The sequence below is a fragment of the Enterobacter cloacae complex sp. P1B genome (genome assembly GCF_014982345.1).
Classification (GTDB): Bacteria; Pseudomonadota; Gammaproteobacteria; order Enterobacterales; family Enterobacteriaceae; genus Enterobacter; species Enterobacter bugandensis.
In genome coordinates this window covers 363,010-386,870 of the sequence record NZ_JADCLF010000008.1, presented here as the reverse complement: position 1 = coordinate 386,870, position 23,861 = coordinate 363,010, and the positions used below count along the sequence as shown (strand labels likewise).

The following is a 23,861-nucleotide window of genomic DNA, read 5'->3' as shown; positions in this document are numbered from 1 at the left end:
GCTGAACAGTTAATCGCGCTATGCTTTACAGCGAGAAATTTGCCCCACCACAAGGAGTGGAAGATGACTTCTGTTCGAACTGACGATAACAAAACATTTATTAACGAACTGTCGCGCCTGGTTGGCTCCTCTCACCTGCTTACCGACCCGGCCAAAACCGCCCGCTACCGCAAGGGTTTCCGCTCCGGCCAGGGTGACGCGCTGGCGGTGGTCTTCCCCGGCACGCTGCTGGAGCTGTGGCGCGTGCTGAGCGCCTGCGTTGCGGCGGACAAAATTATTTTAATGCAGGCGGCCAACACCGGCCTGACCGAAGGTTCCACGCCGAACGGCAACGATTACGATCGCGATATCGTGATTATCAGCACCCTGCGCCTCGACAAGCTGCACCTGCTGGACAAAGGCGAGCAGGTGCTCGCGTTCCCGGGCACCACGCTCTACTCGCTGGAAAAAGCGCTTAAGCCGCTGGGCCGCGAGCCGCACTCGGTGATCGGCTCCTCCTGCATTGGCGCCTCGGTGGTCGGTGGGATCTGCAATAACTCCGGCGGTTCGCTGGTCCAGCGCGGCCCGGCCTACACCGAAATGTCACTTTTTGCCCGCATTGATGAAAACGGCAAGCTGACGCTGGTGAACCACCTGGGCATCGATCTGGGCGTAACGCCGGAACAGATCCTCAGCAAGCTCGACGACGACCGCGTGAGGGACGAAGACGTGCAGCACGATGGTCGCCACGCGCACGACCACGATTACATCACCCGCGTACGCGATATCGAGGCCGATACCCCGGCGCGCTACAACGCCGATCCGGATCGCCTGTTTGAATCGTCCGGCTGCGCGGGCAAGCTGGCGGTTTTTGCGGTGCGTCTCGACACCTTCCCGGCAGAGAAAAAGCAGCAGGTATTTTACATCGGCACCAATCAGCCTGAGGTCCTGACTGAAATTCGTCGCCATATTCTGGGCGAATTCACCCACCTGCCGGTGGCGGGCGAGTACATGCATCGGGATATTTACGACATCGCGGAGCGCTACGGGAAAGACACCTTTTTGATGATCGATAAGCTTGGCACCGACAAAATGCCGTTCTTCTTCACCATGAAGGGCCGCACCGACGCGATGCTGGAGAAAGTGCCGCTGTTCAAGCCCCACTTTACCGACCGCTTTATGCAGAAGCTGGGCAACGTTTTCCCTGCGCATCTGCCGGAGCGAATGAAAACCTGGCGTGATAAGTACGAACATCACCTGCTGCTGAAAATGGCCGGGGACGGGATCGCCGAAGCGCAGAGCTGGCTGACCGAGTTCTTCAGGACGGCTGAGGGTGATTTCTTTGCCTGCACGCCGGAAGAAGGCAGCAAAGCCTTCCTGCACCGCTTCGCCGCGGCGGGTGCCGCTATCCGTTACCAGGCGGTGCATTCCGAAGAAGTGGAAGATATTCTGGCGCTGGATATCGCCCTGCGACGCAACGACACCGAATGGTTTGAGCATCTGCCGCCGGAAATCGACAGCAAGCTGGTGCATAAGCTCTATTACGGCCACTTTATGTGCTACGTCTTCCATCAGGATTATATCGTCAAAAAAGGGCTAGATGCACACGAACTGAAGGAGCAGATGCTCGCCCTGCTGCGCGAGCGTGGCGCACAATATCCTGCGGAACACAACGTCGGGCATCTTTATAAAGCCCCTGACGCCCTTAAGCAGTTTTATCGCGAGAATGACCCTACAAACAGCATGAACCCCGGGATCGGGAAAACAACGCGGAAGAAATACTGGAAAGAGAGTGCAGACGCGGAGCAGCGCATAACGCAAGCGTCTGATTAAACCCTACAGCCAAATTTGAGAGATTGTTTCGCGCGCCTTAATCGTAATAGAGTAGCGGTCTGTCGCCGGAGAAATGTTTCTCCGTCATTCTATAACGAGGAGCAGGCGCATCATGTCGGCTGTTGATGTTTTATCCGAAACCGAACTGGAAGTGCGCGACGCCCTTCCCGATGATGTGCATGCCATCGCCGCCATCTATGCCTGGCATGTGCTTCACGGACGCGCGTCATTCGAAGAAGTCCCCCCCACCATCGACGAAATGCGTCAGCGCATGAAAAGCGTGGCCGAGAACGGTTTACCGTGGCTAATCGCGCTCTATCGCGGCATCGTGGTGGGCTATTGTTACGCCACCCCTTACCGACCGCGTCAGGCCTATCGCTATACCCTGGAAGAGTCGATTTACGTGGATGCCAGCATCACCGGACGCGGTTTTGGCACCGCATTAATGAACGCGCTGATCGCGCGCTGCGAGCAGGGCCCGTGGCGGCAGATGATTGCCGTTGTGGGAGATGGCAATAATAATTCCGGCTCGTTACGGCTGCATAAAAAACACGGCTTTGAGATTGTCGGTCAGCTTCGCAGCGTGGGGTATAAGAAAGGCGACTGGCGGGATACGGTGATAATGCAGCGCCCGCTCAACGACGGTGACTGGACGCTGCCGGAATAAACATAAAACGGTAACCTGGGTTACCGTTTTTAGTGTTTTCTCCCTCTCCCGTGGGAGAGGGTCGGGGTGAGGGCATCAACGCGCAGAGGGGAATTAGTCGTTTTGCGCCGTCGCCATCTGCTCCGCTTTCTGCTTTTTATAGGTCAATGCCGCAGCCGGAACGGGCTGCACTTTCCCGGTCTCAATCCAGGTCCGCAGGCGGCTCGCATCCGCGAAGTGGGTATATTTCCCGAAGGCATCCATCACCACCAGCGCCACCGGCTTACCGTTAAACACGGTGCGCATCACCAGGCAGTGGCCTGCCGCATTAGTAAACCCGGTTTTGGTTAACTGAATATTCCAGTTCTCGCGGTACACCAGATGGTTCGTGTTGCGAAACGGCAGCGTGTAAGACGGATTCGAGAATGTCGCCATGTCCTCACGCGTGGTGCTGAGCTGGCCGAGCAGCGGGTACTGCTTGCTGGCAATCAGCAGTTTCGTCAGATCGCGGGCCGTGGAGACGTTGTTAATCGACAGACCCGTCGGTTCAACAAAATGAGTATTGCTCATCCCCAGCGCTTTGGCTTTGGCGTTCATCGCGCGGATAAAGGCATCGTAACCGCCAGGATAGTGGTGCGCCAGACTTGCCGCCGCACGGTTTTCGGACGACATCAGCGCCAGCAGCAGCATATTTTTACGGCTGATTTCACTATTCAGGCGCACGCGAGAGTAGATCCCTTTCATCTCCGGCGTGTGGCTGATATCCACTTTCAGCTTTTCGTCCAGCGGCAGGCGAGCATCAAGCACCACCATCGCGGTCATTAATTTGGTTATTGAGGCGATTGGGCGCACCAGGTCCGGGTGGCTGGCGTAAATCACCTTATTGGTATTGAGATCAACAATCATCGCGCTGCCGGACGCAATTTGCGGCTGAGCAGCAGCGGTGGTCACAGCGGGCGTTTTGGCGACAGCTGGCACGGCAGCGGACGCGCCCAGCAGCAGCGCCAGGCTAAGTAAGGAGACACGAAATTTCAGCATGGTGAGACTTCTGATAATTATTCACGCACGTAATGACGTACACCGCCTGTGTCGACGGATAAACACAGGCTGGCTTCGGCATCATAGCGGTCACCGTGCTTTGTCGCCAGCGGATAATCGTGAACAGATGCTGCATTGCTGGCATTTACGCCAGCAATGCAGTGAGCTTAGAAGAGACGGTATCCATAACCCCAGAGAATAACCGTCAGTGCCAGTAACACCTCCAGTACCAGCACCCCGATGGCAAGCGTGGAACCGGAGAAGCTCAGGCCCTCTTCTTTATTGATATTCAGGAAGGTTGGAACGCCCAGATACAGCAGATAACCGGTGTAAAAGAGCGCAACAGTACCGATCAGCGCGCACAGCCAGACCAGTGGATAGAGCGCAACAATACCGCTTAAGAACAGCGGGGTCGCGACGTATCCGGCAAAGACCATACAGTGTGCCAGCGATGGGCGCTGTGGGTAGTTACGCGCCATCCAGTGAATGACGCGCCCCATGACCGCCACCCCTGCCAGCATCAGGCCATAAAAGAGAATGGCCAGATAAAGCCCGGTAAACCAGGAGAGCTGAACCACGGTACCGTCACCGAAGTTCCAGCCGATTTGTGTTGTGCCAATAAACGCGCATATTACCGGCACCGCGGCCATCAGCAGCACATGGTGGGTGTAATGATGCGAGACCGTTTCGTTCTCACTTTTGATGACATGCATTTCACGATCGGGATGGGAGAAAAGTCCCCAGACATGGTTCATAGCGCCCCCTTGTTGTCGGCCCGTCAGCGATACCTTAAGTATAATGCAGGCTTTAGATTATTTTATGTACAGTGGGAAATTTCCGTTGATTGCCGCGCGGTTGATTCATGAGGTATATGATTAAACGAGGTACGCAGAGGGAGATAACCGTTACGTAATGGATATTAACGCACTCATTGAACAATATGGATATGCCGCGCTGGTCATCGGCAGCGTGGCGGAAGGTGAAACCATCACGCTGCTGGGCGGCGTCGCCGCGCATCAGGGCTTACTGAAGTTTCCGCTGGTCGTCGCTGCGGTCGCGCTGGGCGGCATGATTGGCGATCAGCTGCTCTACTTCCTGGGGCTGCGCTTTGGCCCGACGCTGCTCAAGCGTTTCGTTAAACACAAAAAGAAAATCAACCGCGCGCAGCGCCTGATCCAGCGTCACCCTTATCTGTTCGTCATAGGCACCCGCTTTATGTACGGCTTCAGGATCATCGGGCCGATACTGATTGGTGCCAGCCGCCTGCCGCCAAAAATTTTCCTGCCGCTGAATATTGTTGGCGCGATAGCCTGGGCGCTGATCTTCACGACGCTTGGTTACGTGGGTGGCGAGGTGATTGGCCCGTGGCTGCACAACCTTGACCAACACCTGAAGCACTGGGCGTGGTTGATTCTGGTGGTTGTGGCGGTGATTGGGGTCAGGCTGTGGATGCGGCACAGAGAGAAGAAGCGGGATGAGGAGTGAGTCAGCCTGGTGCCCCTCACCCCTTTGGGGAGAGGGGAAACCTGTTACCCTTCCGGCTTAAACTGCGGGTTCGCCAGCATAAAGCCCCCGTCGACGATAAACGATTGCCCTGTGGTATAGCTGGCGTCGCTGTCACACAGCCACGCCACCAGGCTGGCGATTTCTTTGGTGTGGCCCGGCCTTGCCAGCGGGATTTCCGGCATTGCCCCTTCCTTCACTTCGCTGTCGTCCATATCGTTCATCGGCGTGGCAATGGCCCCCGGCGCGACGGCGTTCACCAGAATCTTGTGCTTCACCAGCTCCATCGCCATCGATTTGGTTAAGCCGCCGAGCGCATGTTTCGCAGCCGTGTAAGCGCTGGCATCAGGCAGCGGCGTGTGCTCATGCACCGAGGTGATGTTCACAATCCGCCCGCCTTCCCCCTGCTTCACCATCTGCCGTGCCGCAATCTGCGAGCAGAGAAACGCGCCGTCCACGTCGACGGTAAAAATGTTCCGCCAGTCGTCAAACGCCATCTCAAGAAATGGCGCTTTGGTCATCGCTCCGGCATTGTTAACCAGCACGTCCAGCCGGCCGAAACGTGCAATGAGCGTTTCAATGGCTTCAGCGCCGTCCGGGAGCGTGCTTAAATCAAGATGGATAGCCTCTGCACGCTGCCCACGCGCTTCAACTTCACGGCAGGTTTCCAGCGCCCCTTTTTCATCCGAATGCCAGGTGACGCCAATATCAAACCCGCGCTCTGCCAGCATCAGCGCCGTGGTTTTACCGATCCCGGAATCCGATGCGGTTACAATCGCTACTCTGTTCATACTCACCTCCTGAAAAACTGCAAAGAGGTAAGTATAGATAATGGCCCTGTTTAGCCATGATGATAGCCGCCGCCCAGCGCTGACGTCAGCTGCAGCGTGGCGTCGAGATACTGGCCTTTCAACATGACGCCTTCGAGATGCTCTTTCAGTGCCGGGATTCTGGCTTCGCTGACCCGCGAACCGGCAATAATACCTGCGCTAAAACGCGCCTGCGCCAGCGCCACCACGCGCGCCGCGTCTTTTTCGATCTGCTGCTGGTGACGATTTTTTGCCGTCAGGGTTTCAACTTCACTTGCCGTACGCGCCACCTGATTGACCGCCTCCACCACCGCTTTGTTGTAGTTCGCGACCGAGAGGTTATTCTGCGCCTGGGCGATATCCAGATTAGCGTTCAGCCTGCCGCTGTCGAAGATCGGCAGCGTCAGTCCGGCAGTCACGCCCATCTGCTGGGCTGAAGAGCGGAACAGATCGCTCAGGTGCAGGGCATCCTGCTGTAAGAACGCCATCAGGTTCACGTCAGGATAGAACGCCGCTCTGGCGGCTTCCACCTCGCTCATGGAGGCTTCGATATACCAGTGCGCCTCCTGCAGATCCGGTCGGCGAGCCAGCAGTTCATATCCCAGCGTCGACGGTAGCGAGGCTTCTGCTGCAGGCAACGGGTGGCGCGTAAGGTGTGTCGCCGGGGTGCCGGTCAGCGCATCCAGACGCGCTTCAATGGCCTTCATTTTGCCCTTTACGTCGGCCAGCTGTTCATTAGTCTTACTGGCGTGTATATCGGTTTCGACGCCCTCCACCGAGGAGGTAATACCGTGCTGATACAGTTCGCGATCGGCGTCGATAATATTTTCCTGCTCCTGTTTAATCCGGGTAAGAACTTCCCCTGCTTCGGCCTGGGTCTGCCACGCCCAGTAAAGGCGCGCAACGCTGGTTGAAAGCAGCTGACGGGTCTGCTCCAGCTCCGCTTTTTGCGCATTCACTTTACCGATACGCGCTGCAATCCGGGCGCGGTTTTTTCCCCACAGATCGAGATCCCAGCCCGCCGTCAGGCCAAAAGTGCCGTTGGTATACCATGGGCCGGTGGTGCCCGCCGCCGGGTCGGTTAGGGCAAACGGCCCCATCAGCCCCTCTGCCGACATTTTTTGCCGTTCAACATCCGCTGAAAAATCCATTTGTGGGCCATCGGCTGCGATAGCGGCTCTGGCCTGCGCTTCGGCAAGCGTAATGCGCTGCCGGGCAATTTGCATATCGGGCGCATCCGCTATGGCTTTGGCAATAAGCGAATTTAACTGCGGGTCGTTATATTCTTTCCACCATTCATTTTTCGGCCAGTCCGCATGACGAAGTTGGGTATTAACGGACGCGGCTGTCGTTTGCGTTTGAATTGGCGACACCGTGGAATGTTCCGGTGCGCAGGCAGCCAGCATAAAAACAAGGGGAGCACTCAGAGATAAAATAAGAAAACGTTTCATTACGCCATGCACTCAAAAAAATAAAGGCGCAACTTACGCTTGATGACGCGCTATTTTTTAGTAACGCGTGGCAATCCGCAAATTGTCATACACTTACATACTCGGCAAAATATTCACCGAGTGAATTATTTATTTTTAAATATAATTGCCGTTTATTTTGACTGTATAACTCGCGCAATATCAGCCGACGTTTGCAGCGTGCGGATCTCCTGAAATAATCCCAGCGCTTCGCTGTACTCTTTGCGTAAATAACTCAGCCACTGTTTAATTCGCGCGACGTGATACAAACCGGTGTCGCCCTGCTTCTCCAGACGGCTGTATTTTTGCAGCAGCGTGACGACATCTGCCCACGGCATCCGCGGTTCGTTATATTTCACCACCCGGCTGAGGTTCGGCACGTTCAACGCGCCGCGGCCAATCATCACCGCATCGCAGCCGGTGGCTTTCAGGCACGCCTGCGCGCTCTCGTAATCCCAGATTTCGCCGTTGGCGATCACCGGAATAGTAAGTCGTTTGCGGATCTCACCAATCGCCTGCCAGTTAATGCGCTCGGCTTTGTAGCCGTCTTCTTTAGTGCGGCCATGCACCACCAGCTCGGTGGCCCCGGCCTGCTGCACCGCATCGGCAATTTCAAACTGTCGGGCATCGCTGTCCCACCCCAGGCGCACCTTAACCGTCACCGGCAAATGCGAGGGCACGGCCTCACGCATGGCTTTCGCGCCGCGGTAAATCAGCTCAGGATCTTTCAGCAACGTCGCCCCGCCGCCGCTGCCGTTTACCAGCTTCGACGGGCAGCCGCAGTTGAGATCCACCCCGTAAGAGCCAAGCGCTACCGCGCGGGCGGCATTTTCCGCCAGCCACTCAGGATACTGGCCGAGCAACTGAATACGCACCAGCGTGCCGGAAGGGGTCCGGCTCTGGCGATGCAGTTCAGGGCAGAGACGATAGAATGACTTTTCTGGCAGCAACATATCGACCACGCGTAAAAACTCCGTTACGCAGAGATCGTAATCGTTCACCTCGGTCAGAAGCTCGCGCACGAGGGAGTCGAGCACGCCTTCCATTGGGGCCAGTAAAACACGCATAGCAGTACCTGTGAAAAAAGACGCGCTATAGTAGCCGCTCTCTATATCGCTGGGAAGCGCTTCTGTTCAGGCAGAAAATCACCCGGCGTTGCCCCAACAATAGCGCGAAACGCCGCCGCAAATGCCGCCGGGCCGGAAAACCCCAGCATCCAGGCCACCTGCTTAACCGGGTATCCGTTGGCGAGGAGATCCAGCGAGGCACAAATCCTTGCGCGCTGTCGCCAGGCCCGGAAGCTAAAGCCGGTATCGTTGATAAACGCACGTGAAAATGTGCGTTCAGACATCGCGGCCCGTTCCGCCAGCCTTTCCAGAGAGAGATCCCAGAGATTGTTGGCAATGATGTCACAGGCCACGCGATGTAAGCGCTCATCCACGGGCATCGGCAGTTCGGCAGAAATCTGCTGCGTCTCGCTGAGGATGTCGAGCAGCAAAACGGCCATGCTGCGCTGGCTTGCCGGCCGGTATTCCGCGCTGAACAGCCCGGCAATCAGCTCTTTGAACAACGCTGTGGCCATAATCACGTGAACCTCGTCTTTCCGCTTAAAAGGTTCGCATTGCGAAATCAGTGCCGGGCTAAACCAGACCGCGCGAAGCTCCGTTGCGGATAACACGCTGTAGGTATGCTCCTGAAAGGGAGGGATCCACAGCGCGCGCTGCGGCGGTATGACCCAGCGTTTGCTGCCGGTTTCAACCAGCATAACCCCCTTAATGGCAAACAAAAGTTGTCCCTGCGAATGCTGGTGAGGCGGATCGACTTCGCCGCGCGTATAGCGAATTGCCCCTCTTGACCATCCGATAGCATCGTCGTGAATTGGCGTTTTATCGATAACGGTTGGCATTTCACATTCCCCCCTTCCTCTTATGATGCTGCTTGTACACGTAACCAGAGAGAGACGCAATGCACATCCATTTTATTATTCATGAACATTTCGAGGCGCCAGGCGCCTATGAAATCTGGGGGAAAAGTCGCGGCTGCAGTCTGAGCTACACCAGAGTGTATCAGGGCGAACCTTTACCTGAGGAACTGGGGGGCACAGACCTGCTTATCATCATGGGAGGCCCGCAATCCCCCGCCACCACGCTTGAGGAATGCCCCTGGTTTGATGCGCAGGCGGAAAAGGCACTCATCAGCCGCGCGATAGAGGCAGGTAAAACGGTGATAGGCGTTTGTCTGGGCTCACAGCTTATCGGCGAAGCGCTGGGCGCAGCGTTTTGCCACAGTCCGGAAAAAGAGATCGGCAAATTTCCCGTCAGGCTCACAGATGCAGGCAAGGCGAACCCGCTGTTTGAGGACTTTGGCAGCGTGCTGAACGTCGGTCACTGGCATAACGATATGCCTGGGTTGACGCCGCAGGCTAAGGTTCTGGCTTACAGCGAGGGTTGTCCCCGCCAGATCGTGCAATACAGCGAACGGGTTTACGGTTTCCAGTGCCATATGGAGCTGATGCCGGAGGTGGTAGAGTTGCTGATTGAGCATTCGCAGAATGACCTCCGCCGTGCGGGTGAATTCCGTTTTGTCGAAACGGCGGAAGAACTCCGCTCGCATGATTATCGCGAAATGAACCAGGTGCTGTTTTCTTTTCTCGATAAACTGACCGCCTGACGCTGATACCTTCTCTGGCGCGTGACTTCGCCAGCGCAATCCCTTTCCTCTAAACTGTAGCCTGCACCAGTAAGGTGATACCGGACGTTCCATTCCGGAATGTCTGGTATGCTCAAAATTCATGATGTGATCCGTGGCACATTTTTAGGTTTAATTGTATGATGAATGCGTTTCAGCAAGGACTATCACCATGAGCAAACCATTGAACATTATCTGGCAATATCTGCGCGCATTCGTCCTGATTTACGCCTGCCTGTATGCCGGCATTTTCATCGCGTCGCTGCTGCCCATCACCATTCCCGGCAGCATTATCGGTATGCTGATCCTCTTCGTTTTACTGGCGCTGCAAATTCTGCCTGCAAAGTGGGTCAATCCAGGCTGCTTCGTCCTCATTCGCTATATGGCGCTGCTTTTCGTGCCTATCGGCGTGGGCGTCATGCAGTATTTTGATTTGCTCAAGGCGCAGTTCGGCCCGATTGTCGTTTCCTGCGCGGTCAGTACGCTGGTGGTTTTCCTGGTGGTGAGCTGGAGTTCTCATCTGGTACATGGCGAACGCAACGTGGTCGGGGAGAAAACAAAAAAATGATGGCTAATATCTGGTGGTCACTGCCGTTAACCCTGCTGGTATTCTTCGCCGCGCGCAAGCTTGCCGCACAATTTAAAATGCCCTTGCTGAACCCCCTGCTGGTGGCGATGGTGGTGATTATTCCCTTCCTGCTGCTCACCGGCATTCCTTATGAGCGTTACTTTGCAGGCAGCAAAATTTTAAACGACCTCCTGCAGCCCGCCGTTGTCGCGCTTGCCTTTCCTTTATATGAGCAGCTGCACCAGATCCGCGCACGGTGGAAGTCCATCATTACTATCTGTTTTGTGGGAAGCCTGGTGGCGATGATCACCGGCACGTCGGTGGCGCTGTTGATGGGGGCCTCCCCGCAAATTGCCGCCTCTATCCTGCCTAAATCAGTGACCACGCCTATCGCGATGGCGGTAGGCGGCAGCCTCGGCGGTATTCCGGCCATCAGCGCGATGTGCGTGATTTTCGTCGGTATTCTCGGCGCGGTGTTTGGCCACACTCTGCTGAACGGGATGCGTATTCACACCAAAGCAGCGCGCGGGCTGTCGATGGGCACCGCCTCGCACGCGCTGGGTACCGCCCGCTGCGCGGAGCTGGACTATCAGGAAGGGGCGTTTAGCTCGCTTGCGCTGGTGATCTGCGGGATTATCACCTCCCTGCTCGCCCCGTTCATTTTCCCGCTGATTCTGGCGGTGATGGGCTAAAATTTGCGATGCGTCGCGCAAATTTCATTTTGATTTCATAAGTTGCATACATAATGAGAAGTGGATCACATATAAAGGCCTTGCGGCTCCGTAAACTACCGATCCATTAACCTTTATGAGGCAAACGCCATGCACCCACGTTTTCAAGCTGCCTTCGCTCAGCTTGCAGAGAATTTGCAGTCAGCCCTGGCTCCCGTTCTGGCAGACGCACATTTCCCCGCCCTGCTGACGGCGGAGCAGGTCACGGTGCTTAAACAGGCAACCGGGATGGATGAAGACGCGCTGGCTTTCGCACTGCTGCCCCTGGCTGCCGCCTGCGCCCGGGCCGATCTTTCCCACTTCAACGTCGGTGCCATCGCGCGCGGCGTCAGCGGAAACTGGTACTTCGGCGGGAACATGGAGTTCCTCGGCGCAACCATGCAGCAGACCGTTCACGCCGAGCAGAGCGCCATCAGCCACGCCTGGCTGCGCGGTGAGAAAGCCCTGAGCGCCATCACCGTAAACTACACCCCATGCGGCCACTGCCGCCAGTTTATGAACGAGCTGAACAGCGGGCTGCAGCTGCGCATTAACCTGCCGGGCCGCGCGCCGCAGACGCTGGGGGACTACCTGCCTGACGCCTTCGGCCCGAAAGATCTGGAGATCAAAACCCTGCTGATGGACGAGCAGGATCACGGTTTCGCCCTGTCCGGCGATGACCTGAACCAGGCGGCCATACGCGCGGCGAACAAGAGCCACACTCCGTACAGCAACTCCCCGAGCGGCGTGGCACTGCAGTGCCGCGATGGCCGTATCTTCACCGGCAGCTATGCGGAAAACGCCGCGTTTAACCCAACGCTGCCGCCGCTGCAGGGCGCACTCAACCTGCTGAGCCTGAACGGCTACGATTATCCGGACATTCAGCGTGCCGTTCTGGCCGAAAAGGCCGATGCGCCGCTGATTCAGTGGGATGCCACCGCCGCAACGCTCAAGGCGTTAGGCTGCACGACGATCGACCGCGTCCTGCTGGCGTAAACCTTCCGGCGGACAGAAATGTCCGCCACGTTGCTGAAAAACCCCTCAGTTGAGTCGCTGTTTCTTGCGCTAACCAGGCGGGTAAAGTAGCCTGAGTTAAATTTCATCCACGAACGAGCCATCTTCATGTTAAAGCGCGTTTTTTACAGCCTGTCTGTCCTGGTCGGCATACTGCTGTTTATCGTGCTGGGTCTCGACCGCTGGATGAGCTGGAAAACGGCCCCCTACATCTTTGATGACCTGCAGGATCTCCCCTACCGTCAGGTGGGCGTGGTGCTCGGCACCGCCAAGTATTACCGCACCGGGGTTATCAACCAGTATTACCGCTACCGCATTCAGGGCGCGCTGAACGCCTACAACAGCGGCAAGGTAAACTACCTGCTGCTGAGCGGCGATAACGCGCTGCAAAGCTATAACGAGCCGGTGACGATGCGGAAGGATTTGATTGCCGCGGGCGTCGATCCGGCCGATATCGTGCTCGACTACGCCGGGTTCCGCACCCTGGACTCCATCGTGCGCACGCGCAAAGTCTTCGATACCAACGACTTCATCATCATCACCCAGCGCTTCCACTGCGAGCGCGCGCTGTTTATCGCCCTGCACATGGGCATTCAGGCCCAGTGCTACGCGGTGCCGTCGCCGAAAGATATGCTGAGCGTGCGCGTCCGCGAGTTTGGTGCCCGCTTTGGTGCCCTGGCCGATCTCTATATCTTCAAACGCGAACCGCGCTTTTTAGGCCCTCTGGTGCCCATTCCGGCGATGCATGAAGTGCCGGAAGACGCGCAGGGTTACCCGGCGGTGACGCCGGAGCAGCTGCTGGATATGCAGAGAAAAGAGAAAAAGTAGGCCTGCCTTTATACTTTCTTTACGCCGGCACTGACGCTTTTTATCCCCCCTTTACGCCAGCTCTTTTAACCTGAGTTCACTGCCGCTACGGCTTCATTGAAGAATGACTATGAACTCGATAATGAATGCGTTTTTCCTCAAAAGTCTCCGCCCTTACTTTAACTTTCCCGGTTTATCACTCCCCGGCGCACTTAATTCTGGTCTCTGGCTGGATGAAAAAATTGACGCCCTGCAGCACAATATTGCCGTGGAAGTTGCCGACTATCTGGAACGCTACCCGCAGACGAAACACGTTGACGTTTACCTGAACGATATCAACGGCACGATGCGCGGCAAGCGCCTCACGGTGGAGAGCATGCTGAGTCTGGAAAAAGGCTGTTATTTTCCGCTTTCCGTTTACTCCATGGATCAGAAGGGAAAAATCGCCGCCCCGCTGTATGATGAACCCGACCGGCTGTGCCTCCCGGTCGCCGGTTCTCTGCGTCCCTGTCCGCAGGATCCGGAGCATACCGCGCAGATCCTGCTGACGATGAAGGACAGCGACGGTAACCCCTGCCCGCTTGAGCCACGCGCGATACTGCAGAACGTCGTGGCCCGCTTCCACCAGCACGGCCTTTTTCCGGTCATTGCCCCGGAAATCGAGTTTTACCTGACGGGACAGGGCGATCGCGATCCGCAAAATCAGGGCTGTTTTCACATGGACACCTCGTCGGCGCACGCGGCGCTTTTTGACGAGCTGGAACAGCTGGCGCACCTTCAGCGCATCCCGCTGTCAGGGGTGGTAGCGGAAGCCGAGTCCGGACAGTACGAATTAAACCTGAAGCACAGCCAGCGCGTCGTAGAGGTCTGTGATAACGTGCTGGCCCTGCGCCGCCTGACCCGCTATGTCGCTGAAAAGCACGGTCTTCAGGCTAACTTTATGGCTAAGCCTTTCAGCCAGCTCTCCGGCAGCGGTTTGCACATCCATTTCAGCCTGAACAACAGCCGTGGCGAGAACGTTTTTGCCTCGCCGGTGAACGCGCTGAGCAGCATGATGCGCTTGTGCATCGCGGGCCAGCTGGCGCTGATGCCCGCCTCCGTCGCCATTCTTGCGCCGGGGGTCAACGCGTTTCGTCGCCTGCGAAAAAACCTGACGGAACCCGTTTTTAACTCGTGGGGCTATAACACCCGCTCCGCTGCCTTGCGCATTCCCTGCTCGGAAGAGAGCAACCGTCGTATCGAGTACCGGCTGGCCGGAGCCGATGCGAATCCGTATCTGGTGGCGGCCACAATCCTGACCGGCATGCTGTACGGGCTGGAACATATCGACGAGGGGGAACTCCCGGAACCGCAGCAGGACCATCCGGAACTCCCGCTGTTCCAGCAGGAGGCAATTGAGGCCTTCGCCCGCTGTCAGTATCTCACCGACAGCCTGGGCGACGCCTTTTCCGAACAGTGGGTCGCCTGCAAGCTTTCTGAACTCGAGTGGTTTGAGCGCATTGTGACGCAAGAAGAGTCCCATCTGGCATAGGCCATAAAAAAGCCCGCTCGGTGAGCGGGCCGGGTATGGCGAGTGACGATTACTTCTTACGGGCGTACTTCAGTGAATCCAGCGCCACCGCGAAGATAATGATGGCGCCCTTGATGATGTACTGCCAGTACGGGTTCACGCCAATGTAGGTCAACCCGTAGTTGATGACGGTAAAGATGATCACACCGGTGACCACGCCGAGCACGGTACCCACCCCGCCGCTGAAGGAGACGCCGCCGACCACGCAGGCCGCAATCGCATCCAGCTCGTACATGAAGCCAAGGTTGTTCGTTGCGGAGCCGATACGACCTGCTTCCAGCATCCCGCCGAAGGCGTAGAACACACCGGACAGCGCGTAAATCATCAGCAGGTTCAGGGCAACGTTTACCCCGGACACTTTCGCCGCTTCCGGGTTACCACCGATAGCGAAGATGTTTTTACCGAAGCGCGTTTTGTTCCACAGGATCCAGACGAACGCCACCGCAATCAGCGCATAGAAGGTAATGTACGACAGGCGGAAGCTGCCCAGCGCGATAAACCCCTGCGTGAAGGTGGAGAAGCCGCTGTCAAAGCCCGAAATCGGCGACGCGCCCACAAAGTCGTAGTACAGGGAGTTGATACCGTAAACGATGATCATCGTACCCAGCGTAGTGATAAATGGCGTCACGTTCAGGTAAGCGATGATAATACCGTTGATCAGGCCAATCACCGCCCCGATGGCGCAGACAATCAGGATCACCACGAAAATCGGCATGGTCGCCATCTCCGGGAACACCTTGTTGGCGTTTTCCATCGACTGCAGCAGGGTTGCCGCAATAACCGCCGCCAGGCCGACCTGACGACCGGCAGAAAGGTCCGTCCCCTGGGTGACGATAAGGCCCGCCACGCCCAGCGCAATGATGATACGCACGGAGGACTGGGTCAGAATATTACTCAGGTTCAGCAGGCTTAAGAACGTAGGGTCCTGGAAAATAATTATGGCCAGCAGGACTAAAAGAACAACGTAAATACCGCCTTCTTTCAGGTAAGTGAGAAAACTTTTTTTATTTAACGCACTCATGAGGAGCCCCTGATCTTAAAGGTGCAAAGACGCAAGACGCAAAATTTCGTTTTGCGTTGTCGTTTTGGTGTCAACAATACCGGCAACGAGACCATTGCTCATAACCAGAATACGGTCCGTGATCCCTAACAGTTCCGGCATTTCGGAAGAAATAATAATGATCCCTTTATTCTTTTTCGCCAGCTCGGCAATCAGCTGATAAATTTCAAACTTCGCGCCGACGTCAATACCGCGGGTCGGTTCATCCAGCATCAGAATTTCTGGCTGGGTTAATAACCAACGGCCAATAATAACTTTTTGCTGGTTACCACCGGAAAGCGAACCGATTTGGGTACGGTGGCCAGGCGTTTTCACGCGCATGGAGTCAATTACCCACTGGGTATCGCTCTTCATGCGGGAGTTATCCAGCAGCCCGACTTTGTTTTTGTAATTGCGAATATTAGAGATTAACGAGTTAAAGTTAATATCCAGATAAGCATAAATACCGGTCGAGCGACGTTCTTCCGTCACCAGCGCAAAACCGTTATTAATGGCTTCGTTGGCATTATGGTTGTTAATTTTCTTCCCGTGCAGCGTGATGGTGCCGTCGGCCTTCTCGCGGATGCCAAACAGGGTTTCCACGATGTCGGTACGCTTTGCCCCTACCAGGCCAGCAATGCCAAGAATTTCGCCTTTGTGAAGGTCGAAAGAAACATCGCGGATGGACGGCTGGCGCAGCGAGGTCAGATTGCGCACTTCGAGGATTACTTCACCTGGCTTGTTCTCTTTGTCCGGGAAGCGCTGGTTCAGGGAACGGCCGACCATCATGGCGATGATCTTGTCCATGTCCAGCCCTTCAAGCGGCTGCGTGGCAATCCACTGGCCGTCGCGCAGGATGGTAATTTCATCGCACAGCTGGAAGATCTCTTCCATTTTGTGCGAGATATACACAATGCCGCAGCCGCGTTCTTTCAGCTTACGAATAATGGTAAAAAGGTGATTAACCTCTTTTTCCGTTAATGACGAGGTAGGTTCATCCATGATGACGATTTTCGCATCATAGGAGAACGCTTTGGCAATTTCGATCATCTGCATCTGGGAAACGGATAATGTCCCCACGCGGGCGCGAGGATCGATATCAATATCCAGCTCATCGAAAATCGCTTTGGTGTCGCGATACATTTTATCCTGATCGACAAACACACCTTTAGTTGGGTAACGTCCCAACCACATGTTATCCATTACCGAGCGTTGCAGTACCAGGTTTAATTCCTGGTGAACCATCGAGATACCGTTTTCCAGCGCTTCTTTCGCTGAATGGAAATCGATCTCTTTCCCCTGAAAAAGAATGCTGCCAGAATCTTTTTGATAGATCCCAAAAAGACATTTTAATAACGTTGATTTACCCGCACCGTTCTCCCCCATTAATGCATGAATAGAGTGAGGACGGACTTTTAAATTAACATTATCAAGTGCCTTAACACCGGGGAAGGACTTGTTGACGCCTGTCATTTCCAACAAGTATTCACCGGACGACTGAGTAGTTGTGCTGACCATAATTATACCTTGTTGGCCTCGCATATCGCGTTATAAAAGGGCGCAACGAATTGCGCCCAGTGAAGACAAAACAAAGATCTTATTTACCGATAAACTCAGCCAGGTTGGACTGGTCTACGCCCACGTAAGGCACGCGAACGATTTTGTTGTCAATTTTCCAGCTGGTGCCATCCGCCGCGCCTTTACCGTCGGCGAGGTTTTTCGCCAGATCGAAGGTCGCTTTCGCCTGGTTGTTGGCATCGTTCAGAACGGTACCAGCCATTGCGCCAGATTTAACCAGCGCCAGCGCTTCCGGCAGGGCATCCACGCCAAATACCGGGATGGACGATTTATTGTGGGCTTTCAGCGCTTCAACCGCACCCATTGCCATCGCATCGTTGTTGGCAATGACCACTTCGATTTTGTTCGCGTTCGGGCCAGACAGCCACGCGTCCATCTTATCTTTCGCCTGAGCGGTGTCCCACATCGCGGTATCTAACGCCAGCTGCTGGGTTTTCAGGCCCTTGTCGTTCAGCTCTTTGATAACATAGGTGGTACGCGCTTCAGCATCCGGGTGGCCAGGCTCGCCTTTCAGCAGCACGAACTGGATCTGACCGTCTTTGTTCAGGTCCCAGTTCGGGTTCGCCGCCCAGTGCTTCGCGATCAGATCGCCCTGAATAATGCCGGACTCTTTAGAGTCAGTACCGACGTAATACGCTTTGTCATAGCTGTCCAGCGCTTTACGGGAAGGTTCTTTGTTGAAGAAGACGATTGGCACGTTCTGGCCGCGCGCTTTCTCAATAACCGTGCCTGCTGCAGCCGGGTCAACCAGGTTGATCGCCAGGGCCTTAACGCCTTTAGCCAGCAGAACGTCGATCTGATCGTTCTGTTTGGACTGGTCGTTCTGGGAGTCATTCATCAGCAGCTGTACGTCTGGCGCTGCTTTCGCATCTTTCTCAATTGCTTTACGCACAACAGACATGAAGTTGTCGTCGTATTTATAGATGGTCACACCAATACGGGTATCCGCAGCGTGCGCTGCTGCACCAAAAAGCATGCTTGCCATTACAGCAGACAGGGTCAACACCTTCTTATTCATGGTATCTCCGGTTTTTTTATGCAGGGTAGTTCTTGTGAATAACGATCGGCAGGCAGGTGTTAATAAAACGTTACTGACAGCCGACGTTCACTTATAAAATTTCTATCTTCCGTGGTCGGTAACGCTCCAGAAATGCGTTTTATTCGTTGTTTGCGGCACATTGGCTATGGTGAAAGCGAATAATCACCGTTACATAGCGTTTCAGCCCCTAAAACGCTGACATCATAGTCAGCGCCTTGTTAAGATACTGTGAATTTACTCACAGATTGAAAACGGTTACATCACCTGGTGTAATCAGTTAGTGATCGGAACCACAATTTGCCGGGCGGCGACGGAATGACGACGCACCAGCGTCGGCATGAAGCAGTGAGTTGCCCCCGGATCCAGCAGCCCTGCCGCTCCCTGCAGCGCCAGCTCGGTCGCCAGTTTTGCCATAGAAGCAATGGGATAGCGCACCGTAGTCAGCTGCGGGTCGGTGTAACGGGCAATCGGAATATCATCGAAACCAATCAATGACAAATGCTGTGGCACCGCAATGCCGTTATCCTTCAGCGCAGTCAGCGCGCCTGCCGCCATGCTGTCGTTATAGGCAAACACCGCAGAAAGCTGCAGATTACGGCCCAGCAGTTCCACCATTGCCGCCTCACCGCCCTGCATATCCGGCGTGCCGGTGCCAATCCAGCTTTCTGATGGCGTAATACCGTGCTCTTTCAGGGCGTTTTGCCACCCCTCACGCCGCAGCTCGTCATCTTCAATGTGATGGCTGGATGCCAGATAGCCGATCCGCTGATGGCCGTTATTGATGAGCATTTTAGTGGCCATCATGGCGCCGCTGACGTTATCCAGCCCGACACAGCGGTGGGCATAGCCCGGGACGATGCGGTTGATTAACACCATGCCCGGGATCTGCTCCATAAACCCGACCAGCTCTTCATCGCTTAAGGCTTTTGAGTGAACAATCAGGGCGTTGCAGCGCTGGCGGATCAGCACTTCAATGGCATAACGCTCCTTTTCCGCCTCGTGATAGCTGTTGCCAATCAGCACGTATTTCTGATGCTGCTGGGCGACCACATCGACCGCTTTCACCAGCGCACCGAAAAAGGCGTCCGAGACATCCATTACCACCACGCCGATGGTATCGCTGACCTGTGTTGCCAGCGCCTGGGCGTTGGCATTTGGCCGGTACCCGAGCTGGGTCACGGCTTTCATTACGGTTTCACGGGTTTCAGGGCTGACCAGCGCGCTGTTGTTCAGCACGCGGGAGACGGTAGCCACAGAAACGCCCGCCAGACGGGCGACGTCACGAATGGTGATCATATTCACCATCCTTCAAAGAATTGCAGCAACTCACAGACACCCCCTGTGTTTAGCAAGGTGGCTATTTTGGCAGCGAGAGAAAGGGGACTACGTGAAGAAGCTCACACTCATGAAAACGCTTACATCCGTTTTGTTAATGATTGTGATCCAGATCGTTATCTGGATGTATTACTCAATGATACCCCTGAAGCATGTGCGGTTAACTGACGCCACACCCACTCCAGCGGTCCCTGGCGGAAATAACGCAGCCAGATGACAGAAAACGCCAGGTTTACTATCCAGACCGGAATAACAAACGCCAGTAGTCCGAGGCGGTCGAATTTCATAAACAGGCCAAAGCGATAGAAAAGCGTGGTGCAGATCAGCGTCTGCAGAAGGTAATTGCTTAACGCCATCCGCCCAACGCAGGCTACGGCGCTGACGATCCACAGGCGAGAAAGCTGCGGCCAGAAACCATAGATCAGCCCCGCATAGCCGATGGTCTGGAACGGCGCGCTCAATTCACGCGGCGCCTGCAGCAGGAACGCGCACCAGCGGTAATCCCAGTGAAGGTGCCACTGCGCCATCACCGCCGGAAGGTTAATCAGCACGCCCAGCAGAACCAGCCCCGCGCCGGTGCGGCGGTAGTGACGCAGGCTGAATTCCCCTTTCAGCCAGCCGGTGCGCATCAGTGACGCGCCCATCAGCATCATACCCGCCAGCTGCCAGCCGTATTGCGCACCCAGGGCAAGCAGATTGTCGCCCAGCATATCCGCACGGTTGCTTATCGCTTCCGTACCGCCCTTCAGCTTCCAGTACTGCTCGTACTGGAGGTTAGCGGCGTCCGGGATCCAGGAACGGTTTGTCGCGTCACCGGAGATCAGCCCCAGCAAAAGCAGGACGCCGAGCCCCATGAGATAGAGCATCACGCCGGTGTTAAACAGGCTTTTCACGCTGTGCGCGTCGCGAATCAGCCGCCAGCAGATTAGCCCGACTAACCCATAAGCGAGAAGAATATCACCATCCCAGAAGAACAGGCCGTGGATAAAGCCGAGAATTGCCAGCAGCGTTAAGCGCGACTGGATCCAGCGCGTGCCGCGTTTGAGCAGAAGCTGCAGGCCCGCGCCGAACAGCAGCGCAAACAGCGTGAGGAATTTAACCTGAGCAAACAGGTCGAGGATCGCCCACGTCCAGGCATCGCTTCGGGTGATGTCGCCGTACCAGGCGGGATTGAGGTAAGCGGCCTTCGGCAGACCGAAGGCGCTGATATTCAGCAGCAGGATACCCAGAATGGCGACGCCGCGAACAAAATCGAGCGTGACGTTTCGCTCCATGGTCCCTGCCCTGTCTGATTAGTTGTGGTGACGCACGGCGCGCAGGAACTCCTGGCGGGTGTTCTGGCTCGATTTAAACAGGCCGCCCAGTGAGGTGGTGGTGGTCGCACTGGTCGCATCACGCACGCCGCGCGCTTTCACGCAGTAGTGCACCGCGTCAATGGAGACCGCCACGTTATTGGTACCCAGCAGCGTTTGCAGCGCGATCAGGATCTGCTGCGTCAGACGTTCCTGCACCTGAGGGCGCTGCGCGAAGAACTGCACAATACGGTTGATCTTCGACAGGCCAATCACCGTGTCTTTCGGGATATACGCCACGGTCGCTTTGCCGTCGATGGTCACGAAATGGTGCTCGCAGGTGCTGGTCAGCGTAATATCACGGACCGTCACCATCTCATCCACCTTCATCTTGTTTTCGATGACGGTAATTTTCGGGAAGTTGGCGTAATCCAGTCCGGAGAAAATTTCGTCAACGTACATTTTCGCGATACGCTTGGGCGTCTCCATCAGGCTGTCATCGCTCAGATCGAGATTCAGCAGTTGCATGATCTCGGTCATATGCCCGGAAATCAGACTTTTACGGGTTTCATTGTCCATATCCTGAACGGGCGGACGCAGTGGCGTTTCAAGACCGCGCGCGAGCAGGGCTTCGTGGACCAGGGCAGCTTCTTTACTGAGTGATGACATTTTGTTCTCCTGCAGGTGTGGCGTCTTTCGCCCTCGTTGTGGCAAAAGTATGCGCTCATTGTGCGTGAGGCGACGCACATAATCCAGTATTCACGACGATAATTATTGCAATTGCTGTTGCCTTTCAGCGTGGCGATTCCAGACCAGGGCACCTGCGACAAACAGCGCAACGCCAGCCAGCCCCAGCGCAGGCTCCAGCCGGTGGGTTAGCCAGGTTGATAACGCCGAGGTCACCGGCCCCACCAATTGCCCGATGGCATACCCGGTGGTGAGCAGCCCCGCCATATAGCGCGTGTGGTGTGGTGCCAGCTCGCGGCCGTATAAAAGAGAGAGCTGCACCGCGCAGAGGAACCCGCCGCCCACCAGCAGCCCGCCCGTCAGCAAGCCGCCAATGCCCGGCAGCAGCCAGGCCGCCAGCACGCCCGCCCCCTGTAACCACAGCACTATCGCCAGCCTGCGGTTAGCCGTTGAGGTGTGGCGCAAAAGAATGCTGAGCGCAATCCCCACCACGGCCGCGGCACCAAAAATCGGCCAGACAAACTGGGCAAACAGGCTGCCGGGAAAACGCACCGCCGCCATTTGCGAAAGGAAGGTCGCCGGAAGGATATAGCCAAATCCCGCCAGGCTGTAGCTCCAGACCAGGCGCTTGAGATCCGTCGTCAGCAACAGCGGCTCTGGCGCGCTGCCGGGTCGATGAAGCTGTCCGGAACGCGGCAAATAGCGCGCCACCAGCGCGACCAATACCAGCGCCAGCACGCCGTAGATTTGCCACGCCGCACCGGCCGAAAGGGATTTCGCCTGAATATAGACCGCGAGCAGGCCGCTCAGGGCGATGCCTGCGCCAGGACCGGCAAACACGGCGGCGCTGAGCCCCGGTTTACCCAGCTGCCCCAGCCGCTCGTTGCTCCAGGCGGCAATCAGCACCATTGACCAGCCGCTCATGCAGCCAATCACAAAGCGCAGCAGGCCGTGCACAACGGCGTTATCCGCGGCGGCGGAGAGCAGGGTCAATGCAACCGCACCGGTGATGCCAAGCCAGAGTCGCGTTTCAACAAAGCGGTGCGCCCGCATGGCATCCCATGCGCCCACCAGATAGCCCAGATAATTCATCGCCGCCACCAGACCTGCGCTGGTGAGCGTGAGTTGCCCGGCGGCAATCATCAGTGGCACCTGAGGCGTAAAGGCGAAGCGCCCTATCCCCATCGCCACCACCAGAACGACAAACCCACTAAGCGCAATACGCAGCGCCATGACAGCTCCAATTGTTAAAAAAAAGTAAATTTATGATGCAGCATCTCGCCGTTCCGCGAAAGTGAAAGTTGCTCACAGGTAAATGAAAACGCTGTATTATGGCTCTAATGAATAGCTATTCTCATTAAGGAGCCCTGCATGGAACTGCTCGAAGAGCACCGTTGTTTTGAAGGTCGACAGCAGCGCTGGCGGCACGACTCCACCACGCTGAACTGCGCCATGACGTTCAGCATTTTCCTGCCCCCGACGGAAAATCCGCCGGTTCTGTTCTGGCTTTCAGGCCTGACGTGTAATGACGAAAACTTCACTACCAAAGCGGGCGCGCAGCGTATTGCGGCCGAGCTGGGCATTGCGCTGGTGATGTCCGACACCAGCCCGCGCGGCGATGATGTGGCGGACGATGCCGGGTACGATCTGGGCAAAGGTGCCGGATTTTATCTCAACGCCACCGAGCAGCCGTGGGCGAGCCATTACCGCATGTATGACTACATTCGCGACGAGCTGCCAGCGCTGATTAAGGCCGAATTTACGGTGCGCGACCGCTGCGCCATCAGCGGCCACTCCATGGGCGGGCACGGGGCGTTAATCATGGCGCTGAAAAACCCGGGGAAATACACCAGCGTCTCTGCGTTCGCGCCGATTGTGAACCCAACGCAGGTGCCGTGGGGACAAAAAGCTTTCACAAACTATCTGGGTAAAGATGAAGAGAAATGGCAGGAATGGGACAGCTGCGCGCTGATGCTGGCAAGCCGGACGGAAGATGCGATTCCGATGCTTATCGACCAGGGTGATGCGGATCAGTTCCTCGCCGGACAGTTACAGCCTGCGGTTCTGGCTGAAGCGGCGCGCCAGAAGGACTGGCCGCTGACGCTGCGCATTCAGGCGGGATACGATCACAGCTATTACTTTATGGCGTCCTTTATTGAAGATCATCTCCGCTTCCATGCGGAACATCTGTTCAGGTAAGTTCAGCCTTTTTGCCCGGTAGCCTCCTGCATACCGGGCCTTTCCCCTCCCCCTCATT

At 56.1% G+C, this 23,861-nt stretch carries 23 protein-coding genes; 10 read left to right on the top strand and 13 right to left on the bottom strand.

The features are described from left to right. The first annotated feature begins 63 nt into the window (after window positions 1–63). On the top strand, window positions 64–1,812 hold the full coding sequence (gene dld / locus INF77_RS10255) for a D-lactate dehydrogenase (RefSeq protein WP_193532353.1): 1,749 nt from the start codon (window positions 64–66) through the stop codon (window positions 1,810–1,812). 112 nt (window positions 1,813–1,924) lie between these two features. Continuing rightward, window positions 1,925–2,479 carry a GNAT family N-acetyltransferase gene (locus INF77_RS10250; protein WP_028013845.1) on the top strand — a complete coding sequence of 185 codons (555 nt, stop codon included), beginning with the start codon at window positions 1,925–1,927 and terminating at the stop codon, window positions 2,477–2,479. Between the two features lie 93 nt (window positions 2,480–2,572). Here INF77_RS10250 and pbpG read toward each other — a convergent pair whose 3' ends face one another. After that, window positions 2,573–3,496 carry a D-alanyl-D-alanine endopeptidase gene (gene pbpG / locus INF77_RS10245; protein WP_028013846.1) on the bottom strand — a complete coding sequence of 308 codons (924 nt, stop codon included), beginning with the start codon at window positions 3,494–3,496 and terminating at the stop codon, window positions 2,573–2,575. 167 nt (window positions 3,497–3,663) lie between these two features. Continuing rightward, entirely contained in the window at window positions 3,664–4,251 is a 588-nt protein-coding gene (locus INF77_RS10240; protein WP_028013847.1) for a Yip1 family protein, read from the bottom strand. Between the two features lie 157 nt (window positions 4,252–4,408). On the opposite strand from INF77_RS10240, the gene INF77_RS10235 reads away from it, so the two are divergent. Then, window positions 4,409–4,981, top strand: coding sequence for a DedA family protein (locus INF77_RS10235; RefSeq protein WP_028013848.1), 573 nt, complete (start codon window positions 4,409–4,411; stop codon window positions 4,979–4,981). Window positions 4,982–5,025: 44 nt separating this feature from the next. On the opposite strand, the gene INF77_RS10230 is transcribed toward INF77_RS10235, so the two are convergent. From INF77_RS10230 to INF77_RS10215, 4 genes are all read right to left on the bottom strand, one after another. Further along, the gene (locus INF77_RS10230; RefSeq protein WP_126818211.1) at window positions 5,026–5,790 is read right to left on the bottom strand and encodes an SDR family oxidoreductase; all 765 of its coding nucleotides are present in this window, start codon (window positions 5,788–5,790) and stop codon (window positions 5,026–5,028) included. Window positions 5,791–5,840: 50 nt separating this feature from the next. Continuing rightward, window positions 5,841–7,259 (bottom strand): multidrug resistance outer membrane protein MdtQ, encoded by a 1,419-nt coding sequence (mdtQ, locus tag INF77_RS10225; RefSeq protein ID WP_028013850.1) that lies wholly within the window; start codon window positions 7,257–7,259, stop codon window positions 5,841–5,843. A gap of 152 nt (window positions 7,260–7,411) precedes the next feature. Beyond that, entirely contained in the window at window positions 7,412–8,344 is a 933-nt protein-coding gene (gene dusC, locus INF77_RS10220) for a tRNA dihydrouridine(16) synthase DusC (protein ID WP_028013851.1), read from the bottom strand. A gap of 41 nt (window positions 8,345–8,385) precedes the next feature. Then, window positions 8,386–9,183 carry a helix-turn-helix domain-containing protein gene (locus tag INF77_RS10215; protein ID WP_045259735.1) on the bottom strand — a complete coding sequence of 266 codons (798 nt, stop codon included), beginning with the start codon at window positions 9,181–9,183 and terminating at the stop codon, window positions 8,386–8,388. A gap of 59 nt (window positions 9,184–9,242) precedes the next feature. On the opposite strand from INF77_RS10215, the gene INF77_RS10210 reads away from it, so the two are divergent. The 6 genes from INF77_RS10210 (at window position 9,243) to INF77_RS10185 (ending at window position 14,595) form a co-directional block, all read left to right on the top strand. After that, on the top strand, window positions 9,243–9,947 hold the full coding sequence (locus INF77_RS10210) for a type 1 glutamine amidotransferase (protein ID WP_193532352.1): 705 nt from the start codon (window positions 9,243–9,245) through the stop codon (window positions 9,945–9,947). A 190-nt stretch (window positions 9,948–10,137) separates the two neighbouring features. Further along, window positions 10,138–10,533, top strand: a complete 396-nt coding sequence (locus INF77_RS10205) for a CidA/LrgA family protein (protein ID WP_063437087.1) — start codon at window positions 10,138–10,140, stop codon at window positions 10,531–10,533. Then, a complete protein-coding gene (locus tag INF77_RS10200; protein WP_193532351.1) occupies window positions 10,530–11,225 on the top strand; it encodes a CidB/LrgB family autolysis modulator in 696 nt (231 codons plus the stop codon). Before INF77_RS10205 ends, INF77_RS10200 begins: the two co-directional genes overlap by 4 nt. Before the next feature lie 129 nt (window positions 11,226–11,354). Beyond that, window positions 11,355–12,239 (top strand): cytidine deaminase, encoded by an 885-nt coding sequence (gene cdd / locus INF77_RS10195; RefSeq protein WP_193532350.1) that lies wholly within the window; start codon window positions 11,355–11,357, stop codon window positions 12,237–12,239. Between the two features lie 126 nt (window positions 12,240–12,365). Then, window positions 12,366–13,085 carry an outer membrane permeability protein SanA gene (sanA, locus tag INF77_RS10190; protein ID WP_193532349.1) on the top strand — a complete coding sequence of 240 codons (720 nt, stop codon included), beginning with the start codon at window positions 12,366–12,368 and terminating at the stop codon, window positions 13,083–13,085. Between the two features lie 121 nt (window positions 13,086–13,206). Beyond that, window positions 13,207–14,595, top strand: a complete 1,389-nt coding sequence (locus tag INF77_RS10185) for a glutamine synthetase family protein (protein ID WP_193532375.1) — start codon at window positions 13,207–13,209, stop codon at window positions 14,593–14,595. 49 nt (window positions 14,596–14,644) lie between these two features. Here INF77_RS10185 and mglC read toward each other — a convergent pair whose 3' ends face one another. The 7 genes from mglC to INF77_RS10150 all read right to left on the bottom strand — a co-directional run bounded on the left by mglC (window position 14,645) and on the right by INF77_RS10150 (window position 22,837). After that, window positions 14,645–15,655 (bottom strand): galactose/methyl galactoside ABC transporter permease MglC, encoded by a 1,011-nt coding sequence (gene mglC, locus INF77_RS10180; protein ID WP_013097952.1) that lies wholly within the window; start codon window positions 15,653–15,655, stop codon window positions 14,645–14,647. A 15-nt stretch (window positions 15,656–15,670) separates the two neighbouring features. Beyond that, on the bottom strand, window positions 15,671–17,191 hold the full coding sequence (gene mglA, locus INF77_RS10175) for a galactose/methyl galactoside ABC transporter ATP-binding protein MglA (RefSeq protein ID WP_028013859.1): 1,521 nt from the start codon (window positions 17,189–17,191) through the stop codon (window positions 15,671–15,673). Between the two features lie 79 nt (window positions 17,192–17,270). Beyond that, window positions 17,271–18,269: a galactose/glucose ABC transporter substrate-binding protein MglB gene (gene mglB, locus INF77_RS10170; RefSeq protein WP_014884564.1), complete on the bottom strand. Its 999-nt coding sequence runs from the start codon at window positions 18,267–18,269 to the stop codon at window positions 17,271–17,273. Between the two features lie 294 nt (window positions 18,270–18,563). Beyond that, window positions 18,564–19,586 carry an HTH-type transcriptional regulator GalS gene (gene galS / locus INF77_RS10165; RefSeq protein WP_048960194.1) on the bottom strand — a complete coding sequence of 341 codons (1,023 nt, stop codon included), beginning with the start codon at window positions 19,584–19,586 and terminating at the stop codon, window positions 18,564–18,566. A gap of 155 nt (window positions 19,587–19,741) precedes the next feature. After that, window positions 19,742–20,899, bottom strand: coding sequence for a DUF418 domain-containing protein YeiB (gene yeiB / locus INF77_RS10160; protein WP_193532348.1), 1,158 nt, complete (start codon window positions 20,897–20,899; stop codon window positions 19,742–19,744). An 18-nt stretch (window positions 20,900–20,917) separates the two neighbouring features. Continuing rightward, window positions 20,918–21,586 carry a GTP cyclohydrolase I FolE gene (gene folE / locus INF77_RS10155; protein WP_023330924.1) on the bottom strand — a complete coding sequence of 223 codons (669 nt, stop codon included), beginning with the start codon at window positions 21,584–21,586 and terminating at the stop codon, window positions 20,918–20,920. A 102-nt stretch (window positions 21,587–21,688) separates the two neighbouring features. Beyond that, the gene (locus INF77_RS10150; RefSeq protein WP_063943449.1) at window positions 21,689–22,837 is read right to left on the bottom strand and encodes a YbfB/YjiJ family MFS transporter; all 1,149 of its coding nucleotides are present in this window, start codon (window positions 22,835–22,837) and stop codon (window positions 21,689–21,691) included. Between the two features lie 138 nt (window positions 22,838–22,975). Between INF77_RS10150 and fghA the strand changes: the two genes are divergently transcribed. Continuing rightward, window positions 22,976–23,803: an S-formylglutathione hydrolase gene (fghA, locus tag INF77_RS10145; protein WP_193532347.1), complete on the top strand. Its 828-nt coding sequence runs from the start codon at window positions 22,976–22,978 to the stop codon at window positions 23,801–23,803. Window positions 23,804–23,861 lie beyond the last annotated feature (58 nt).

Coding starts and splice junctions, on each gene's coding strand:
- dld (WP_193532353.1), top strand. CDS start 64: ATGACTTCTGTTCGAACTGACGATAACAAAACATTTATTAACGAACTG.
- INF77_RS10250 (WP_028013845.1), top strand. CDS start 1,925: ATGTCGGCTGTTGATGTTTTATCCGAAACCGAACTGGAAGTGCGCGAC.
- pbpG (WP_028013846.1), bottom strand. CDS start 3,496: ATGCTGAAATTTCGTGTCTCCTTACTTAGCCTGGCGCTGCTGCTGGGC.
- INF77_RS10240 (WP_028013847.1), bottom strand. CDS start 4,251: ATGAACCATGTCTGGGGACTTTTCTCCCATCCCGATCGTGAAATGCAT.
- INF77_RS10235 (WP_028013848.1), top strand. CDS start 4,409: ATGGATATTAACGCACTCATTGAACAATATGGATATGCCGCGCTGGTC.
- INF77_RS10230 (WP_126818211.1), bottom strand. CDS start 5,790: ATGAACAGAGTAGCGATTGTAACCGCATCGGATTCCGGGATCGGTAAA.
- mdtQ (WP_028013850.1), bottom strand. CDS start 7,259: ATGAAACGTTTTCTTATTTTATCTCTGAGTGCTCCCCTTGTTTTTATG.
- dusC (WP_028013851.1), bottom strand. CDS start 8,344: ATGCGTGTTTTACTGGCCCCAATGGAAGGCGTGCTCGACTCCCTCGTG.
- INF77_RS10215 (WP_045259735.1), bottom strand. CDS start 9,183: ATGCCAACCGTTATCGATAAAACGCCAATTCACGACGATGCTATCGGA.
- INF77_RS10210 (WP_193532352.1), top strand. CDS start 9,243: ATGCACATCCATTTTATTATTCATGAACATTTCGAGGCGCCAGGCGCC.
- INF77_RS10205 (WP_063437087.1), top strand. CDS start 10,138: ATGAGCAAACCATTGAACATTATCTGGCAATATCTGCGCGCATTCGTC.
- INF77_RS10200 (WP_193532351.1), top strand. CDS start 10,530: ATGATGGCTAATATCTGGTGGTCACTGCCGTTAACCCTGCTGGTATTC.
- cdd (WP_193532350.1), top strand. CDS start 11,355: ATGCACCCACGTTTTCAAGCTGCCTTCGCTCAGCTTGCAGAGAATTTG.
- sanA (WP_193532349.1), top strand. CDS start 12,366: ATGTTAAAGCGCGTTTTTTACAGCCTGTCTGTCCTGGTCGGCATACTG.
- INF77_RS10185 (WP_193532375.1), top strand. CDS start 13,207: ATGAATGCGTTTTTCCTCAAAAGTCTCCGCCCTTACTTTAACTTTCCC.
- mglC (WP_013097952.1), bottom strand. CDS start 15,655: ATGAGTGCGTTAAATAAAAAAAGTTTTCTCACTTACCTGAAAGAAGGC.
- mglA (WP_028013859.1), bottom strand. CDS start 17,191: ATGGTCAGCACAACTACTCAGTCGTCCGGTGAATACTTGTTGGAAATG.
- mglB (WP_014884564.1), bottom strand. CDS start 18,269: ATGAATAAGAAGGTGTTGACCCTGTCTGCTGTAATGGCAAGCATGCTT.
- galS (WP_048960194.1), bottom strand. CDS start 19,586: ATGATCACCATTCGTGACGTCGCCCGTCTGGCGGGCGTTTCTGTGGCT.
- yeiB (WP_193532348.1), bottom strand. CDS start 20,899: ATGGAGCGAAACGTCACGCTCGATTTTGTTCGCGGCGTCGCCATTCTG.
- folE (WP_023330924.1), bottom strand. CDS start 21,586: ATGTCATCACTCAGTAAAGAAGCTGCCCTGGTCCACGAAGCCCTGCTC.
- INF77_RS10150 (WP_063943449.1), bottom strand. CDS start 22,837: ATGGCGCTGCGTATTGCGCTTAGTGGGTTTGTCGTTCTGGTGGTGGCG.
- fghA (WP_193532347.1), top strand. CDS start 22,976: ATGGAACTGCTCGAAGAGCACCGTTGTTTTGAAGGTCGACAGCAGCGC.